The 16,941-nt window shown below is 68.4% G+C and carries 19 protein-coding genes and 1 pseudogene; 11 read left to right on the top strand and 9 right to left on the bottom strand.

Features of this window, described 5'->3' with window-relative positions; genetic code table 11:
- Positions 1-21 precede the first annotated feature (21 nt).
- Both ACWGI6_RS31450 and ACWGI6_RS31445 read left to right on the top strand, forming a co-directional pair.
- Positions 22-540: a carboxymuconolactone decarboxylase family protein gene (locus ACWGI6_RS31450; protein ID WP_453270652.1), complete on the top strand. Its 519-nt coding sequence runs from the start codon at positions 22-24 to the stop codon at positions 538-540.
- Positions 537-1,289 (top strand): isocitrate lyase/PEP mutase family protein, encoded by a 753-nt coding sequence (locus tag ACWGI6_RS31445; RefSeq protein WP_453270651.1) that lies wholly within the window; start codon positions 537-539, stop codon positions 1,287-1,289. Before ACWGI6_RS31450 ends, ACWGI6_RS31445 begins: the two co-directional genes overlap by 4 nt.
- 41 nt (positions 1,290-1,330) lie before the next feature.
- On the opposite strand, the gene ACWGI6_RS31440 is transcribed toward ACWGI6_RS31445, so the two are convergent.
- Positions 1,331-1,897: a carboxymuconolactone decarboxylase family protein gene (locus ACWGI6_RS31440; RefSeq protein WP_453270650.1), complete on the bottom strand. Its 567-nt coding sequence runs from the start codon at positions 1,895-1,897 to the stop codon at positions 1,331-1,333.
- A 46-nt stretch (positions 1,898-1,943) separates the two neighbouring features.
- On the opposite strand from ACWGI6_RS31440, the gene pdxR reads away from it, so the two are divergent.
- Complete coding sequence (gene pdxR / locus ACWGI6_RS31435; protein WP_453270649.1) at positions 1,944-3,371, top strand: MocR-like pyridoxine biosynthesis transcription factor PdxR; 1,428 nt, start codon at positions 1,944-1,946, stop codon at positions 3,369-3,371.
- Between the two features lie 80 nt (positions 3,372-3,451).
- Here pdxR and ACWGI6_RS31430 read toward each other — a convergent pair whose 3' ends face one another.
- The 3 genes and pseudogenes from ACWGI6_RS31430 to ACWGI6_RS31420 all read right to left on the bottom strand — a co-directional run bounded on the left by ACWGI6_RS31430 (position 3,452) and on the right by ACWGI6_RS31420 (position 5,929).
- Complete coding sequence (locus tag ACWGI6_RS31430; RefSeq protein ID WP_453270648.1) at positions 3,452-4,309, bottom strand: alpha/beta hydrolase; 858 nt, start codon at positions 4,307-4,309, stop codon at positions 3,452-3,454.
- 167 nt (positions 4,310-4,476) lie between these two features.
- A pseudogene (locus ACWGI6_RS31425) lies at positions 4,477-4,860 on the bottom strand (transposase); the annotation flags it as partial.
- Positions 4,861-5,129: 269 nt separating this feature from the next.
- A protein-coding gene (locus ACWGI6_RS31420; protein ID WP_453270692.1) for an IS5 family transposase occupies positions 5,130-5,929 on the bottom strand; the annotation gives its coding sequence in 2 pieces (ribosomal slippage) (positions 5,130-5,590 and positions 5,590-5,929; 801 coding nt in all).
- 343 nt (positions 5,930-6,272) lie between these two features.
- Here ACWGI6_RS31420 and ACWGI6_RS31415 point away from each other — a divergent pair.
- The 4 genes from ACWGI6_RS31415 to ACWGI6_RS31400 are packed head-to-tail and all read left to right on the top strand — an operon-like array spanning position 6,273 to position 8,458.
- On the top strand, positions 6,273-7,028 hold the full coding sequence (locus ACWGI6_RS31415) for a hypothetical protein (RefSeq protein ID WP_453270647.1): 756 nt from the start codon (positions 6,273-6,275) through the stop codon (positions 7,026-7,028).
- A 12-nt stretch (positions 7,029-7,040) separates the two neighbouring features.
- Complete coding sequence (locus ACWGI6_RS31410) at positions 7,041-7,346, top strand: hypothetical protein (RefSeq protein WP_453270646.1); 306 nt, start codon at positions 7,041-7,043, stop codon at positions 7,344-7,346.
- 12 nt (positions 7,347-7,358) lie between these two features.
- Positions 7,359-8,105: a hypothetical protein gene (locus tag ACWGI6_RS31405; RefSeq protein ID WP_453270645.1), complete on the top strand. Its 747-nt coding sequence runs from the start codon at positions 7,359-7,361 to the stop codon at positions 8,103-8,105.
- Positions 8,106-8,107: 2 nt separating this feature from the next.
- Positions 8,108-8,458: a hypothetical protein gene (locus tag ACWGI6_RS31400; RefSeq protein ID WP_453270644.1), complete on the top strand. Its 351-nt coding sequence runs from the start codon at positions 8,108-8,110 to the stop codon at positions 8,456-8,458.
- A gap of 279 nt (positions 8,459-8,737) precedes the next feature.
- On the opposite strand, the gene ACWGI6_RS31395 is transcribed toward ACWGI6_RS31400, so the two are convergent.
- Positions 8,738-8,986 (bottom strand): hypothetical protein, encoded by a 249-nt coding sequence (locus tag ACWGI6_RS31395; RefSeq protein WP_453270643.1) that lies wholly within the window; start codon positions 8,984-8,986, stop codon positions 8,738-8,740.
- Positions 8,987-9,216: 230 nt separating this feature from the next.
- Positions 9,217-9,609, bottom strand: coding sequence for a nuclear transport factor 2 family protein (locus ACWGI6_RS31390; RefSeq protein WP_453270642.1), 393 nt, complete (start codon positions 9,607-9,609; stop codon positions 9,217-9,219).
- A gap of 89 nt (positions 9,610-9,698) precedes the next feature.
- Between ACWGI6_RS31390 and ACWGI6_RS31385 the strand changes: the two genes are divergently transcribed.
- On the top strand, positions 9,699-10,142 hold the full coding sequence (locus ACWGI6_RS31385; protein ID WP_453270641.1) for a MarR family winged helix-turn-helix transcriptional regulator: 444 nt from the start codon (positions 9,699-9,701) through the stop codon (positions 10,140-10,142).
- A gap of 273 nt (positions 10,143-10,415) precedes the next feature.
- Here the strand turns inward: ACWGI6_RS31385 and ACWGI6_RS31380 are convergent, their stop codons facing one another.
- Positions 10,416-11,576, bottom strand: a complete 1,161-nt coding sequence (locus ACWGI6_RS31380) for a trypsin-like serine peptidase (RefSeq protein WP_453270640.1) — start codon at positions 11,574-11,576, stop codon at positions 10,416-10,418.
- Positions 11,577-12,091: 515 nt separating this feature from the next.
- On the opposite strand from ACWGI6_RS31380, the gene ACWGI6_RS31375 reads away from it, so the two are divergent.
- Both ACWGI6_RS31375 and ACWGI6_RS31370 read left to right on the top strand, forming a co-directional pair.
- The gene (locus ACWGI6_RS31375; RefSeq protein ID WP_453270639.1) at positions 12,092-12,643 is read left to right on the top strand and encodes a hypothetical protein; all 552 of its coding nucleotides are present in this window, start codon (positions 12,092-12,094) and stop codon (positions 12,641-12,643) included.
- 171 nt (positions 12,644-12,814) lie between these two features.
- Entirely contained in the window at positions 12,815-14,086 is a 1,272-nt protein-coding gene (locus ACWGI6_RS31370) for an MFS transporter (protein ID WP_453270638.1), read from the top strand.
- A 104-nt stretch (positions 14,087-14,190) separates the two neighbouring features.
- On the opposite strand, the gene ACWGI6_RS31365 is transcribed toward ACWGI6_RS31370, so the two are convergent.
- The gene (locus ACWGI6_RS31365; protein ID WP_453270637.1) at positions 14,191-14,520 is read right to left on the bottom strand and encodes an ArsR/SmtB family transcription factor; all 330 of its coding nucleotides are present in this window, start codon (positions 14,518-14,520) and stop codon (positions 14,191-14,193) included.
- Positions 14,521-14,610: 90 nt separating this feature from the next.
- Here ACWGI6_RS31365 and ACWGI6_RS31360 point away from each other — a divergent pair, with 90 nt between their 5' ends.
- On the top strand, positions 14,611-15,585 hold the full coding sequence (locus ACWGI6_RS31360; RefSeq protein WP_453270636.1) for a quinone oxidoreductase family protein: 975 nt from the start codon (positions 14,611-14,613) through the stop codon (positions 15,583-15,585).
- A gap of 597 nt (positions 15,586-16,182) precedes the next feature.
- Here the strand turns inward: ACWGI6_RS31360 and ACWGI6_RS31355 are convergent.
- The gene (locus ACWGI6_RS31355; RefSeq protein WP_453270635.1) at positions 16,183-16,683 is read right to left on the bottom strand and encodes a phospholipase A2; all 501 of its coding nucleotides are present in this window, start codon (positions 16,681-16,683) and stop codon (positions 16,183-16,185) included.
- Positions 16,684-16,941 lie beyond the last annotated feature (258 nt).

Below are 16,941 nucleotides of genomic sequence, written 5' to 3'. Positions count from 1 at the left end.
TGCCGCCGTAGCGTCGTAGGCATGACGACACAGACGACACAGACAGCACACACGACACAGACGACGGCGCCCGGGGCAGCGGCACCGGCACACCGGCACGGCCCCCGTCTGCAGTGGGCCAAGCTTGCGCCAGAGGTCTACAAGGCCATGATCGCGCTGGATGTGGCGGCGAAGAAGGGCCTCGACCCGACGCTGGTCGAGCTGGTGAAGATCCGTGCCTCGCAGCTCAACCACTGCGCGTTCTGCATCGATATGCACATCAAGGACGCCCGCGCGGCCGGCGAGACCGAGCAGCGCATCTACCTCCTCAACGCCTGGGAGGAGGCCACCGACTTCTACTCCCCCAGGGAGCAGGCCGCCCTCGCCCTCACCGAAGCGGTCACCCTGCTCACCGAGGGCTTCGTTCCCGACGCCGCCTACGACGTCGCCGCCGCCCACTTCGGCCAGGCCGAACTGGCCCAGCTGATCGCGCTGATCACCACGATCAACGCCTGGAACCGCTTCGGCGTGTCCACCCGCATGGCCCCGGGCCAGGCATGACCGCCACGGACCGCCCTCAGGCTGCCACGGCCCTGCGCGCCCTGCACCACGGGCCCCAGCTGCCCCTGGTTCTTCCCGGTCCATGGGACGCGGCCAGCGCCCGGGTGTTCGCGGACGCCGGTTTCCCGGCGCTCGCCACCCCGAGCGCGGGCATCGCGGCCTCCCTCGGATACGAGGACGGACAGACGCCGGCCGACGAGATGTTCGCGGCCGTCGCCCGCATCGTGCGATCCGTGGACATCCCGGTCTCGGCCGACGTGGAGGCCGGATACGGGCTGTCCGCAAAGGAGTTGGTGGGCCGCCTCGCGGAGGCCGGAGCGGTGGGCTGCAACCTGGAGGACACCGATCACGCCACCGGCGCCCTGCGGGACCCGCAGGAACAGGCGGACTGGCTGGCCGGGGTACGGGCCGAGGCGGGCGATGCACTGGTGATCAACGCCCGGATCGATACCTATCTCCACGGCGTCCAGGACACGCAGGAGACGGTCCGACGGGGCCGGCTGTACGCGGCGGCGGGCGCCGACTGCGTCTATCCGATCCTCGCCCCACCGCCACTGCTCGCCGACCTCGCCGCCGGTATCGGCCTCCCCCTCAATGCCGTGGTGACACCGGACGGTCCCGCCCCGCGCGAGCTCGGTGCCCTGGGCGCGGCCCGGATCACCTTCGGCCCCGGCCTCCAGCACCGGGCAATGGCGGCGCTGACGGGGATGGCGGAGCGGCTGCGGGAGGAGCTGGCGGCGGACGGCTGACGGCCGGGGCCCGGCGCGCGGGTGCCGGGCCCGACGTGCCCCTAACGCTCGTCGGTCCCCGGCACCTTCCCCGTGCTGAGGGCGATCCGGTTCCACGTATTGATCGTGAAGATCAGCGCCAGCAGCCGGGCCAGCTCCGCCTCGTCGAAGTGGCGGGCGGCGCGCTCGTAGACCTCGTCCGGCACACCGCCTCGGGCGACCAGCGTCACGGCCTCGGTGAGCGCCAGCGCCGCCCGCTCCTTCGCGGTGAAGAAGTGCGCCGCCTCCTCCCAGACGGCCACCATGTGCAGCCGCTCCGCGCTCTCGCCCGCCTTACGGGCATCGGAGGTGTGCATATGGAGGCAGTACGCGCACTTGTTGAGCTGCGAGGAGCGGATCTGGACCAGCTCGACCAGGGCCGGGTCCAGCCCCTCGCGGGCGGCGGCATCGAATCCGATCAGCGCCGTGAATGCCTTCGGGGCGGCCTGGGCGAAGTTCACCCGGGGGCTGCGCACGACCGCTTCGGTCCCCGCCCCGTTGGCCGCTTCGTTCGCCGGGCTCGCTCCCGTCACCGGGCCCGCCGCCTTGTTCCCCGCGCCCGCTTCGCTGATCTGCGTTTCCTTCGTCATACCTGGAATCTAGAAGCTCAGGCGACCCGCTATAAGGTGCATTCCCATGCCGGAATCATGGGTCAATCTTGCCGAGAGCCTGGGCGCCGATCTGCATCTGGAGCTGACCGGCCCCGGCAGCCGCCGCGCCGTCCTCATCCGGGCACTGCGCGACGCCGTACGGTCCGGCCGCCTGGCCCCCGGCACCCGCCTGCCGCCCTACCGCTCGCTCGCCGCCGACCTCGGCATCGCCCGTAACACCGCCGCCGACGCCTACGCCGAACTGGTCGCCGAGGGCTGGCTCAGCGCCCGCCAGGGCTCCGGCACCCGCGTCGCCCAGCGCGCAACGCCGCTGACGCCCACCCGTGCCCCGGCCCACCGCACCCCGGCGAGCCGCCCCGCACACAATCTCCTCCAGGGCCGGCCGGACGCCGCCTCCTTCCCGCGCACCGCCTGGCTCGCCGCCGCCCGCCGCGCACTGACCGCCGCCCCGAACGACGCCTTCGGCCCCGGCGACCCCCGCGGCCGCCCCGAACTGCGCAGCGCCCTCACCGACTACCTGGCCCGCACCCGCGGCGTACGCACCGACCCCGAACGCATCGTCATCTGCTCCGGCTTCGCCCACGCCCTGCGGCTGCTCCTGCCCGCCGTGCTCCCCGGCCCCCTCGCCGTCGAGTCGTACGGCCTCCCCTTCCACCGCCGGCTCCTGACCGCGGCCGGTACCCCCACCCGCCCCCTCGTCATCGACGAACACGGCGCCGACACCGGACAGTTGACCCACCTCGATGACCTGGGCGCGGCCCTCCTCACCCCCGCCCACCAGTTCCCCACCGGCGTACCGCTGCACCCCGACCGCCGGGCCGCCGCCATCAACTGGGCGAGAACCACCGGGAATTACCTTCTGGAGGACGACTACGACGGCGAGTTCCGTTACGACCGCAAGCCGGTCGGCGCCCTCCAGGGGCTGGATCCGGAGCGCGTCCTCCACATCGGCTCGGTCAGCAAGAGCCTGTCCCCCGCGGTGCGCCTGGGCTGGATGGTGCTCCCCGACCGTCTCGTCGACGCCGTACTGGAGGCCAAGGGCGAACGTGAGGCCTGGGCGAGCGTCACCGACCAGCTCACCCTCGCCGAGTTCCTCACCCACGGCGCCTACGACCGGCACATCCGCCGTATGCGCCAGCGCTACCGCCGACGCCGCGACCAGCTGATCGACGCGGTGACCGCGCACGCCCCGCACCTCACCGTCACCGGCATCGCCGCCGGACTGCACGCCGTCCTCCAACTCCCCGACGGCTCCACCGAGTCGGACGAACACACCGCCCTGCGCGCCGCCCGATGGCAGAGCCTGGCCCTCGACGGCCTCTCCGACTACCGCCACCCCGCCGCGACCATGCCACCCCGCCACGGCCTGGTCATCGGCTATGCGACACCCACCGACAGCGCCTACCCCGGCGCCCTGGAGGTGCTGTGCCGGGCGCTGCCGCCGAGGGCTTGAGGAGCCGAGGTCGCGTGGTGCGAAGTCCCGGAGGCTGTGCGCTCGGGGAGGGCAGCAGCACCCGGTTGCTCAGCGGCGGGTCAGTTGGTGCAGGTGCTGTGGGGTGCGGGCAGGAGGCGGGTGGTCAGGTAGCGGTTGGTGGCGTCCCGGGCGCACCGGGACAGCAGGAACATGCTGTAGTCGTCGCCCGCGCGGCTGAGGACGACGCTGCCGGGCAGCTGGGCGGCCATGGCGAAGCCCGCGCGGTGTGGAGCCAGCGCCTGGAGGGTGGACTGCAGGATCAGGGCGGGCGGTGCGCCGTGCACCGGGGCGCCCGTCTTGAGGGGCTTGGCCGGGGTGGGCCGGCCGAGACAGCCGGCGATGGCCTTGTACGAGCGCACGGCCCCGCCGAGGTGCGGGGACACGCGGGCAAGCTGCCTTTGCAGGCGGGTGAGCCCGTTGAAGGTGTGCACGGGGCGGGCGTTGTCCAGGCAGGCGGGTACCAGGACCTGCACGGGGTCGAGGGTGTCGTCGGGGTCGATGGTGAAGTCCGCCGCGTCGCCACTCTGAGCCTTGACGATGGCCCGTGCCAGGGCCGGCCAGGCGCTACCGGAGAGGGTCAGGTAGTCCTGGGTGGCTTCACGGATGTCCTCTCCGGTCAGCGGCCGGTGGCTGCCGTCCGCGACCGGTAGGGGGACGCGGTCGGCACGGGCGACGAGGGCGTCGTACTCGGCCGCGGCGTCTTTGCCGTGCAGCGCGCAGTCCTTCGACGTGGAGCACCAGGCGGTGAAGCGGTCAAAGGCGGCCTCGGCGGTGGCCGCCTCCTGCACGACCCGCGAGTGGGGTGAGCCGGTGTCGTCCAGCGCGGTGTCGAGGGCCATCGTGCGCAGCCTGCCGGGGTAAAGGTCGGCGTAGGTCCGCCCGAGTAGCGTGCTGTAGTGGATGCCGTACCAGTTCAACTGCCGTTCGCCCAGCCCGTCCGGACCGCCTCGAAGTCCCGCGCGGTGCTGGTCAGGTCGACATGGGCGGCAAGCGAACCGTTGTGGCGCAGGCAGTCTTCGGCGAATGCCCGGTTGTGGGCCATGAGCGTGTCGAAGGCGGCGCGTTTTTTCGGAAAGTAGCCCGGGTCGATGCCCTGGCTGGTCAGGGGGACAGTGGCGGAGGTTTTGATGCTCTGGCTGTCGATGAGGCAGGCGGTGGGCTCACTTGTCCGGCCTTCCGCTTGGCGAACTTTGCCGCGTAAGAGCCCTGTCAGCTGATCGAAGATGCCGTCGGCTTCCCAGTGGGCGAAGTAGCCGTAGACGGTCTGGTGGGGCGGGAAGTCGTGGGGCAGGTAGCGCCAGGGGATCCCGGTGCGGTCGACGTAGAGAATGGCGTTCATCAGGGTGCGCAGGTCGTGGGTGGGTTTGCGGATGCCGTTGCGGGCCTGCCGCCAGGTTTCGAGGGTGGGGCGGATGAGTTCCCAGCGGGCCTCGGACAGGTCACTGGGGTAGGTCCGTGGTGGCTGCATGGTGACTGGGTATCGGGCGGTGGTGGGCCTGGGCAGGGCGTGTGCGGGGGTGTCCGGGGCACTCGGGGCGCGGGTCCGCAATCTCGCGTGAACCGGTCGGTTTCTAAATGAGACGGGAGCTCTCGCTAGGAAACCGGCGCATCACTGGTCTGCTGATTGCCGCAAGAGCCGTTTTCCGGGCGAATCACCAGGCCGATATCCGGGCTTGGTAGCTCAAAATTATCCCGAACCATCCAGTAAGCGAACGAAACGCTCACTTAGAGGTCATCTCATTTGGCGAGTCTGCGGTAGCAGATGAGGGCGCAGGCGATGCTGGTGAAGGCGAGGAAGTGGTCAGCCTTGCGCTCGTAGCGTCGGTGGAGACGGCGGCAGCCGGCGAGCCAGGCCATGGTGGGTTCGATGGTCCAGCGGTGCCGGCCCAGTCGCTGCGATGTCTCGATGCCTTTTCGGGCGATGCGGTGGGTGATGCCGCGTTGGCGTAACCATCGCCGCAGGTGGGAGTAGTCGTAGCCCTTGTCGGCATGGAGCTTTGCCGGCTTGCGTCGTCGGCGTCCGTGGCGGGAACGGATTGGCGGTATGCCCTTCACCAAGGGGATCAGGGCCTGGCTGTCGTGCAGGTTCGCCGCCGAGATTCCGACGGACAGGGGCAGACCGGTCCGCTCGATGATGAGGTGGATCTTCGACCCGTACTTGCCCCGGTCGACAGGATTCGGACCTGTCAGGTCCCCCTTTTCAGGGCCCGCATGTTCACGGAGTCGATCGCGCAGCGGGTCCAGTCCAACTCGCCGCGGGCGCCGAGCCCGTCGAGGGCCAGGCGGTGCAGCTTCGCCCACACACGGGCCTTCGACCACTCGGCAAAGCGCCGATGGGCTGTCGCTCCCGACGGCCCGAACGACGCGGACGGCAACTGCTGCCACGTGCAGCCTGACGTGGCCACGAACACGATCGCGGCCAGCACTTCCCGGTCACCGTGACGGCGTCGGCCACCGCCTTGAGGCCGCGAGGGCGCCTCTGGCACCACTCGCTGGAACAACTCCCACAACTCTTCCGGCACCAGCCGCTCAACGATCCCCACAAGTTATAGCCTACCGAGGCAGCCAAATGAGATGACCCCTAAAGGGCGTGGGAGGTCCCAGCGGCGGGCGTTGTCTTTTCTCTTGGGCGGAGAAGGGGGCTATTAGCCTCTGTATAGGGGCATCACCTGTTTTTCAGCGCATTTCTCGCCTCTCGCCTGACCGTGGAAATTTTTACCAGCCACGTGGCCATGCAGTGAAAGATTCCGGGACGTGTTGAAACCTTCTGACTGTGCGCCGAGTTGACGGTCCGCGTCCACGGTGCCGTTGCTAGCGTCGACGCGATCAGTTCTCCACGCGAACGCGTGTAGACAGGCCGACATGCAGGGGGGAAGTCGCATGGACAATGTGTTTCGCCAGGAGCTGGAGAAGTTCCAGAATGACGCGGCTGAATTACACGGAATGCTGTCCGACCTGGCAGGAAGCCGCCCCGATGGGGCGGAAGCAGCGGACGCACAGGGTGCAGTGCGAGTCAGGGTGGGTGGTGACGGGCTCCCGAAGGACATAACGGCCGCCTCGGACTGGGAGAGGCGTTGCAAGACCGGCGGCCTCGGCACGGCTGTGGTCGAGGCCGCCCGCAATGCAATCCATGACCTCATGAATTCCTGGTCGCAGGATCTCCCCAGTGGACCCTGGGATTCGAGCTCGGGGGTGGGAACCATGGGCGCCGCCCCGGCATCTCGCCCCAATGCGCTGGGCATACCTGTCCCGCCGGAGCGGGACACTCGGTACGTGATTTCCCGCCCACTGGACCAGTTCGTGGAAGATGTCATCTCCTCTCTGAGCGCTGCGGGCAACTTCGAAACCGTTCTCGACCAAGGAGCGCAGGCATCGGGTTCGGATCGGGCCGGCCGCGTGACGGTCACTCTCACCCGTGCATCCCTTGCGTCGTGTGACGTGGAGGAGAGTTGGGCGGCAGGGGCATCGGTGGCCCAGATCAACCGGGCCCTCGGCGAGGCGCTGGCGGATGCACGTTCCGCCCTGGCCCGCAGCAGCGCTTCCGAGCAGGCAGCGGGAGAGGGGCGGCGGCTCGACGGCCTGATCGACGAAGCGATGGCTGCCCTCCGCGACCCCGGCCGCCTCAACAACCTCTGACAGGAGTACCCCGTGACAAATCCCGACATCGAGACGGTCACCGATGTGCTGCGCTCCGAAGCGCGTATGTGGGATGAACAGAGCGACGCTCTGGGAAAGCTTCACCATGCCGTAGAGGGGCTGCACATCAGCGGCCTTGAAGCAGGCATATACCAGTGGGTGCTTCCGGCTTACGAGATTGCGATCCAGGAGATATCTGACCGATGCAAGGAAGGTCAGCAGCGCACGCAAGAAATAGCTGATGCCCTCGTCAAGAATGCGACGGCCTACGACAATCAAGAAGAAGAAACAAAGGCGCACGTCGAGGGTGCATACTAAACAGGGGGCGGCATGACTACCTTCAACCTTTCGCAGTACCAGGCTTTGACGGACGAGCTGCGGTCCGGCGTGAACAAGCTTTCGCTAAAGAAGGAGCAACTCGCTCCGGCGGCACAGAAGTCGGCCGATGCATGGTACATTCCCCAGAAAATAGGTGATGCCATCATGTGGATCGCCGAGAAGATGGAGGAACTCGCGAAATGGGTGCTCGAAAAGATTGACGACGCACTGAAGGCTGCGATGGCTCCCAAAACGCTTTACGATATTTCGACTGACTGGGTCGACAAGATCGAGATCCCCGCATCGGCGGTGCAGGGGCAGACGGACTTCAAGGCCCTGCAGGCTCCCCGTCACTGGAAAGGGGACGCAGGCACCCTCTACCTGGAATCGGTGCGGAGCCAGTCCGCGGCCGCAGGGCGGATCGGGACTATCGCGAGCCAGGTGTCCTTGTCCTGCACGATCTGCGCCGCCACCGGGCTCGTGTTCTACGGCGCGCTGGCAGCGGTCCTAGCGAAGTTCATCATAGGTACGATTGCAGCTATCGGCGCGCTGATGACCGGGGTCGGTGCTGTCGCCGCTGGCGGGATCTTCCTGGAAGAAGCAGCGTTTAACGCCACGGTCATAGGCGCAGCGTTCACGGCGGCGCTCGCAGCCTTGCTGACCCAGAAAGAGGAACTGAACCGCATCAAGGGGGAGGCGCAGAGCGTCAGCGATTTCCCCGGCCCTCCCGTTGGCAAATGGCCCAATGGCACGAAGTGAGCATGCGCGAGCCGAAGCGCGTGCATCCGTTGGCGGCACTGCTGGTGTTTCTGGGGATCGGTTGCCTTTTCGCGGCGTTGTCGATCCGTTCTAGGGTCGGGGACGCCCTATTTCTGCTCTCCTTCGTCCTGTTCATTACGGCCGGGGTCTTCAACCACCGCAAACGACAGCGTGACTGGTTCTACCGAAAGTTCCGCACGTACGAGAACTTCCGTGCCGAGGCGATCGAGGAAGCGCGCCAAGTGCGGGACGAGAAGAGCGAGGCGGCGGTGGTGCAGCATCTGAAGACGCTGTACCCGGAGCTTCCGCCGTCTGAGCTCGTACGGATGCTCAAAGAGCTCAAAGAGCTCTGACAGTGAGGATGTGACGTGGTGACGCCACCGGCGGGTCTGACCCGTGCTCTGACTGACGTCTCGGCTGTCGTGTGTGGGATCTGTCGGCCCGCCGGGCGTCACCACGCACGCGGCCGGACGGGCGCTTGTGACCTCATAGGAGTTTGGTCCAGAAACCCCGTCACTGTCGACGACCTGTCCCGTCCGCTGGCCGCAACCCGTGCCTCGCTGCGGCGGCTCGCCCGCCGTTACCAGGCGCTGGATGCCGAGATCACCGATCGGCGGTTTCCGCGTCGGGCATCACGGTTTAATGATCGCCCACGCTGCGGCGCGTTCCCGGCGCGCCTCAGGAACGGCCGGATTGATGACCATGGTTCCTCGTGTTCCGGGAATGAGAACGCCGTGAGCGGCTACTACCGTGTCGCATTCTGCGGCTCGGTCCAAGTGTTCTTCGGCAAACCCTAGCGCTTCCTCACACCAATCGTCAGGCCCGCAGACTTCGCGAAACAGCTTGACCAGCCGGGCACCGGCGCCGTTTCCCTCGCCCATGTCACCTCCTTTGGGGTGGTGGTGTGCACGCGCACGCATAGTCCTGCGCATGCATAAGGGCGATGGCTATACGGCTCCGGTACCTGAGCACAGGTTGAGGGGGTCACCCCCCCAGGCCCTACGGTGTGAGCGTCACCTTTGCGACTGCCGCCTGATGCGGATAGCCGACAGCGGAACGCCTGCAATCACGCGCCGGGTTGGCGTGGTCGGATCGGAACCGAGTAGCCGCTTTAGCGGGCGCTGCCGATGTTGCGGTCGGCATCGGTGCCCTGGAGCATCAGGGTGGTCTCCTCGATGCGGCTGAATCGGCCGTCGGGCGCGAGGTCGGCGAACACGTAGACCTCCGTGCGCACGGTCGAGTCGTCCGTCTTCGTGATGTGGGCGGTGTGCCGGTCCGCGTACTTGCTGCCGGCGCACAGCTCTTCGTGCACCTGGACATGGCCGCCGGCAACGACGGTGCGCAAGTGGGTGATGTGCTCAACGAACCCGGCGCGGTCGGCCCACTGCCCGTCCGTGCGCTGGCGGTACTCCGGAGTGAAGTGGCGGTCGGCGGCCTCCTGCACCGTGATGTCGCGGTTGAAGAGCAGGTCGTTCAGCGCGGCCTCTATACCGGTACGAGCCATGGGATTCCCCTTCGACAGTGCGTGCGCGCCGCACGCATCTCTCTTACCGTAGCAGCAAACGCGTGCGCAGCGCACGCTATTCTTGAGGCGTGGAGAACGAAGTGGGACATGAGATCGCAGAGGCTCTGGGCATCCTGCTCAGGCGCACGACTCGCACGCGGCTGCACAAGCGGCTCACCGAGGGCATGGGGGAGTCGCTGGACGAACTGACGTACCCGGTGCTCAGCGCCCTGGCACGGACCGGACCCCGCAGCGCGGCCGACCTGGCTCCGGACGTCGGACTCGATCGCTCCGGCGTCACCCGCCGTGCCTCACGGCTGGAGGACGCCGGCCTCCTCCGTCGTGAGGCGGACCCCACCGACCGGCGCGCACATCTGCTCGTTCTCACCGAACAGGGCGAGTCCGCGGTGGAGGAGCTGCGGGCGCGTCTGGCTGCCCACATCATGGCGAGCATGTCCTCGTGGCCGCCGGGTGAGGCCGAGCGGTTCGCCCACCACCTGCGCCGCTTCATCGTCGAGGGCCCGTTCACCTAGCGGAGGCAGGACCAAGCCCAGGGCGCCCTATGACGGTCGGCGGCGCTGCGCCGGCGCTGTGCCGATGCCGGCGCTGTGCCGGTGCGGGCGCTGTGCCGATGCCGGGCGCTCGCCGCCGAACTGGACTGTGGCCGGAAGGCGGCTCCGGCAGCTGCGGTGCTTCCGCCGGTGCGAGCCAGGAACCGCGACGCCCCCGGCTCACCTTCAAGCCGGGGGCGTGGGTCGGCTTCCTCGCGTACGTGCCCGTGCCTTGGCCGGGGTCCGCGATCGTGTCTACCGGTTCGCGAACTTCTGGCTGATGTTGTTGAAGACCCGCTGGGCCTCCGGGCCCAGGTGGGGTCCGGCCAGCCAGGTGTGGGCGTTGGAGCTGATCGAGGTGTTGGACACCAGCGTCAGCTTGCCGCCGTGGTTGACGAACCAGCCGCCACCGGAGGTGCCGCCGGTCATGGTGCAGCCGATGCGGTTCATGGCGGGCGTGCCCTGCTGCATGACGAGGCGGCCGGGGCGGGCGGGGCAGTTCATCATGCGCGCACCGTCGAACGGCGGCGCCGCCGGATAGCCGAAGGCGTCCAGCGAGGCGATGCGGTCGGCGGAGGGGGTGTCGAAAGCGACCCGGGCCGCGTTGCCCACGGTCTCCTGGAGCGACTTGCCGCTGCCGTTCTCCGGCTTCACGTGCAGCACCGCGAAGTCATAAGCGGAGCCGCCGTTTCCGGTGTCCTCGCTGCCCATGTTGATCCACTCACCGGAGGTGGTGATCCAGTCGGCCCAGAACCGGCCGTACGGGGTGACCTGCTGGGAGGGCGTGCCGCTGACCTGGTTCATCGGCACGCCGTTGTCGTTGTAGGACGGCACGAAGACGATGTTGCGCATCCAGCCGCCCCGCTTGCCGGAGTGCACACAGTGGCCCGCGGTCCACACCAGGTTGGACTTGCCCGGGTGCGCGGGGTCCTCGACGATCGTGCCGGAGCAGACCATCGAGCCCTTCGGGCTGTCGAAGAAGATCTTCCCGACCGGCGCCATGTGCTGGTGGTACGGGCGGGCGACCTGCTCGGCGTTGACCGGCCGCGGCTCGGGGTCCGTGGCGTCGAACTCGCTTCCGGCGCCGGTGGCCTTCACCCCGATCTCCGGCGAGGTCTTCGTCTTGGCCAGCCGGTCCGTCTTCCAGTGGTCCTTGATGACCGGATTGGCGAAGTCCGAAGCCTTGCGGGCCCACTTGTCCCAGTTCTGCCAGCCGCCGTCCTTCCACTTCTTCAGGTCGTCCAGGCTGGTCGGCATGCCCTTGGGGATCTGGAGCCCCCCGCCGCCCTGGCCCTTCTGGTCGGCGGCACCCGAAGCGGCGGCCTTGTCGTCACTGGGGCCGCAGGCGGTGACGGTGCCCGCGAGCAGCGCGACCAGTGCCGCGGCAGCGGCGGTGGAGCGGCGGATGGATGGCATGGCGCGGAGTCCCCCTGATACGTGGCGACGCCGGGCGAGCGGCGCGCCGTAATTGTCATGTCCCTCATCGGACTGCGCTCTACTATGCCGTCACGCCAAGACCGCGGGGCAACCAGGGCCCGGCAGCCCGACGGACGGCAGGACGGGGACGTACGCGATGCCACCCTCGTCGATCCTGGTCCGGACGGGACGCGCCGCCGAAGCCGAACTCGGCCACCGGCTGCGCCGGAAGGCCTGGGGATCTTCACATAAGTGAGGGTCCTGTGAATTTCGGTCAATTCTTTTGGGCGGTGGCGGGGTTGCGAGACCGCGAGACCTGAGGGGATCGGCGCTTCCAAGGGCGATGGTCAGGCAGATCTTCCGTGAGGTACCCCGTGTGGCGTGTGGTGAGGGAATGCGGGCGCCGGGCGGGCGTTGTCCGGAAATTTCCTCGGGTTCTGGTCAGGTCTCCCGTCGCCCAGCAGGATCACCGGACCTGCCGGCTCCGGCGGGCCCGACAGTGAAGGAGCTCCTCCATGGCACGCTTCAGACGTATGTCCCGGGCGGCGAAGATCGCGGCGGTGGCCGGTATGACGGCCGCCTGCCTCACCGTCCTGCCCGGCACCTCCGCTGTCGCCAAACCCGCGCACTCGTCCGGTGCGGTCCTGATCGCCAATGGACTGTGGTCCGACCGCATTCTCTGCGCCGGCCCCAACGACGACTCCGTCTGGCTCCAGAAAATCACGTACGGCAACCCGTACTGCCAGTGGATCCAGATCGGGGACAACGGGCACTTCATGCTCTACAACGCCGCGAAGAACAAGGTCATGGCGTATGAGGGAGGCAACGAGGGGCCGGTCGTCATGGAAAACCTGACCTTCCCCACGCCGAACCAGCAGGCATTCTCCTTAGGCGGCCGGGAAGGGTGGGGCGCGAACGCACTCCAGTCGTTCCTGGACAGCGGCCAGAACGTCGACGCCAAGGAGTCGGGCAGCGACGCCCCGAGGACCAACGAGCCCGTTCACACCCGGGGCTGGCGCCACGGTCACCAGATGGAACTGACGTGGAACATGGTGTCCGTCTCCTGAGCGTGCCCACCGGAGGCGGGCAGGGTGGCGGCTACCGCCGCAGGATGCGGCGGCGCCGCTGCCCCTCGCCCGTGTCAGAACTCTTCTCCTGCCGTCTTCCCTCCTCTCAGCTGTGGTGAGATTTCCTCGGTCAACCAGAGGGCATTCGCACCGAGCAGCTGGAGCCAGGGAATGAGATACAGGCAAGCGTTGGGCCGGGAGTTCGGATGGTTGTGGGCGGCCTACGCCGCCAGCGCGGCCGGGACCTGGCTTGCGTTCGATGCGTTCCCGCTCACCGCCGTCATGGTGCTGCACAGCAGCACGGCGCAGGTGTCCGTCCTGTCCGCTGTGAGCCTGGCGGTGGGGGCATTGATTGCGATGCCCCTGGGGCCGTGGGTGGAGTTCCGTCGCAAACGACCGGTCATGGTGGCCATGGACCTGCTCCGGTTACTGGCCTTGCTGACCGTGCCCGCCGCGTACGCGCTCGGAGGGCTGAGCTTCGCGCAGCTTGTCGTCGTATCGGTGGTCGTCGCGGCTGCCAACATCGTGTTCAATGCCGCGAGCGGCGCGTACCTGAAGGCCTTGGTCAGGCCCGACGACCTCTTGGTGGCCAACGGCAGGTTCGAGAGCACGATGTGGACGGCGACCGCCCTCGGTCCGCCCCTGGGCGGTGTCGCCATCGGAGTGTTGGGGCCGTTGACGACGGTGGTGATGAACGCGGTCAGCTTCCTGCTCTCCGCACTCGGCATCCGGGCGATCCGCAGCCATGAACCGCAGCCGCCGGCCCGCCCCGCACAGCGGTTCACCGTGGCCGACGTCGTTGAGGGATGGCACTACATCCTGCGCCACCCCCGTCTGCGTCCGCTGTTCTTCAACACCGGCCTGGTGAACGGGCTGATCATGGCGACCATGCCGCTGCTGGCGGTCCTCCTCCTTCGCGACCTGGGCTTTTCGCCGTGGCAGTACGGTCTCGCCTTCGGCGTGCCGTGCATCGGCGGTCTGGTCGGTTCGCGGCTCGCACGGCCCTTGGTCGCGAGGTTCGGGCAGCACCGGGTGATGCTCACCAGTGGCACCCTCCGGGCGTGCTGGTCCCTGGGGCTGGCATTCATCGGGCCCGGCCCCTTGGGGCTGCTGCTCATCATCGTCATCGAGTTCGGCCTGATCACGTGCATGGGAATCTTCACCCCGGTGTTTGCCACCTACCGGCTCGAACACACCGCCACGGACCGGGTGACCCGGACCCTGTCGGCCTGGTCCATCACAAGCAGTGCCACCACCGCGACCCTGACGGTGTGCTGGGGGCTGCTCGCCGGCCTCACCGGCCCCCGCACCGCCATCGCCCTCGCCGGTGTGCTCATCCTGACCACGCCCGTACTGCTGCCCCGCCGCGCACACGACGACGCTCCGCAGACATCCCCTGAGCCCGTCCGGGACGGCGTACGACCCCCCACCGCCACCTCGTGAGTCGGTCGGGAACGGCGTACGCTCCTTCACCGCCACCTCGTGAGTCCGTCCGGGCCGACGCGCGTCTTCCGGACCGGCCCCGGGGTGCTGCTCCGAAAGACGCCCTAACCCTCCTCGCGGAGCACCAGGTCGAGCAGCCCTGGGAAGCGGTTGTCGAACTCCTCGCGGCGCAGGCGGTTGAGGCGCTTGGGGCCCTGGTCGCGCTGTTCCACCAGGCCCGCGGCGCGCAGCACCGCGAAGTGGTGGCTGAGCGCGGCTTTGCCGACCGGTACCCGGAAGCTGCCGCAGCTGTGTGACCAGTCGGCGGAACCGGCCAACTCGCGTACGAGCTGGAGCCGTACGGGGTCGGCGAGGGCGGCGAGGGCGGTCTCGACGGGGACGTCCCCGGGGTGGGTGTGCGCCGGCACGGCGCGGTGGCTGCTGCGGTCCGGCATTCCACGATCCCCCTTGCAGAGTGTTCGATCCAGATCATACAGTCGGGGTGTTCGCATTCCATTGAACACTCGTGAGGGGCGTGTGCTGTCATGCGTGCGGTTGAGTTCCAGGAGTACGGCGGTCCCGAGGTTTTGAAGGTCGTGGAGACCGACCTTCCCGAGCCGGGGCGCGGGCAGGTGAGCATCGATGTCGCCTACGCCGGTGTGAACTTCGCCGATCTCAAGGCCCGCGCCGAGGCCTACCGCGTCCCGTCCCTGCCCTTCCGGCCGGGCCTGGAAGTCTCCGGGCGTATTCGCGCGGTCGGCGCGGAGGTCGAGGGGCTGCGGCCGGGGCAGGAGGTCGCGGCGCTCACGGACGGCGGCGCGTATGCGGAGACCGTCGTGGCCGCCGCGGCCACCGTGTTCCCGCTTCCGCAGGGGGTGAGCCCGCGCACCGCGGCCACCCTGCCGACGGTACTGCCCACTGCGCATGCCCTGGTGCACGAGGTGGGCCGGCTGCGGGCGGGCGAGAGCGTGCTGGTGCAGGGCGCGGCGGGCGGGATCGGCACGGTCGTGGGCCAGTTGGCGAAGGCGGCGGGGGCGGGTGCCGTCCACGGGGTCGTATCGGACGCGTCGAAGGCGGAGCACGCGCGCACGTACGGCTATGACGAGGTGTTCGTGGGGCCGGACTTCGACGAGGAGGTGCGGCGGGCCACGGGCGGACGGGGAGTCGATCTCGCCCTGGACCCCGTCGGCGGTGACACCTTCCGGCGCAGCTTGGACTCCCTTGCGGTCTTCGGCCGCCTGGTCTCGTTCGGTAACGCGAGTTCCGCCGAGCCGTGGCAGGTGGGCCAGCCCCAGCTGTATCCCTTGGGACGCTCGGTCGCCGGATTCTCCGTCCTGTCCCTGGCTCAGACGGCGCCTGAAGCGCTGCGTGCGCTGGCCGAACGGGCCTTCCGTACGGTGGCCGACGGCACCGTGGAGCTCCCCGTGACGGCGGAGTTCCCGCTCGCCGATGCCGCCGAGGCACACCGGCTCCTCGGCAGTCGCAAGAGCACCGGCAAGCTGCTGCTGCGGGTGGGGTGACACGAAGGGCACCGGTCGACGGTCCTGCCCTTGAGTGTGATCGCCGGGGATGCCGCCTGGGGTCCCCTGGCCACGTCGGCGTCGGCCGCATCTGGCCGGGGAGGGAAGCGAGCTGCAGCAGATCCTGTTGCAGCGAGGGAACGTTCGGACGCTGATGGGTGCCAGGGAGGCCATTTGCCGTGTCCCCCGCTTACCGCCGGGCACCCACCCTGGGATCCCGGTAGACGGGAATGTTCGGGCCTCCCGATGTCCCATGGCGGAACTTCTGGAGCTGTTCCGCCGTGGGATACCACTGCTTGCGGCAACGGCAGCACCACCACCGCCAATTGTCCCAGTCGGTGTTGGTGTTCGTGGTGTCCTTCCACAGCCAGTCGTCGCAGTCTGGCGTGGGGCATTTCGGCGGCAGCGGCATGACGGGCCTTTCGTCGGTGGCGGCTGCCCAGCCTTCTGCGCCTGCCGCCGCGCCGTGCGGCGGTTCGCCGCTCGCCACCCGAACGGGTAGGGGTCCGGCGGTACCCGGCAGGGGGAGCCGGGATCGGGCCGGAACGTGCCCGCGGGCAGCCGCACACACTGTGTGACTGCCCGCGAGATCCCGCGTCAGCCGCTGACCCGGTCGTAGTACTGCTTGGCGGTCGTCCGGCACTGCCGGCGCTCCGCGTCCGTCTTGTGCGGCTGCACGGCGCACTGGTTGTTCATGTCGAACAAGAAGGCCTTGTCTATGCGCCTCTCGTGCTTCGAATGCCGGAACGCCTTCTTTCCCATCATTTTCTTGTAGTTGCGGTAGCCGAAGTCATGGCGCGCGCATGACAACTTGAAATTGAAGCCGCCCGGCTTGTCCGCGAGCTTCGTGCACCAGTCGGTGCTCCAGATGAATCCCCAACGGTCGATCCCCGACTTGGCGAGTTCGCGCGTATGACGCCAGTCCTTGACGCTCGTCGTGGTGGAGCGGGTCAGCTGGTAGAGCCGCTGGTACTTGGCCTGCTTGCTCGGGCCGGCCTTCACCGCGGCGGAGCCGTCGGCGGCGACGGCCGCACCCGACCCCGCAAGAAGAACACCGGCTGCCGCGACCGCGGCGAAGGTACTGCGCTTGATGAGCATGTCGTCCCCGTTTTCTGTTCTCTGTGGCCCTGATAGCGCCGGCGGAAGCAGGCGCTATCAGGGGGTCGAAAACATCATCGGGCGCGGCCTGCGGCACCGCCATCGTCTCTTTGGGAGGTGTCCGTCAGGGCAATGTTGCCGGGCAGTTCACATGCGGGGGCACCACGCACAACGAGGTCCTGTCGTCGAAATGCCGCCGTCACCCGAGGGGGACGGCGGCATTTAGTGGACAGGACCACGGGCGGTCACACGACGAAA

The organism is Streptomyces sp. NPDC054786 (assembly GCF_053611685.1).
The sequence above is the reverse complement of the archived record's forward strand: the minus strand, read 5'-3'. Positions and strand labels throughout refer to the sequence as shown.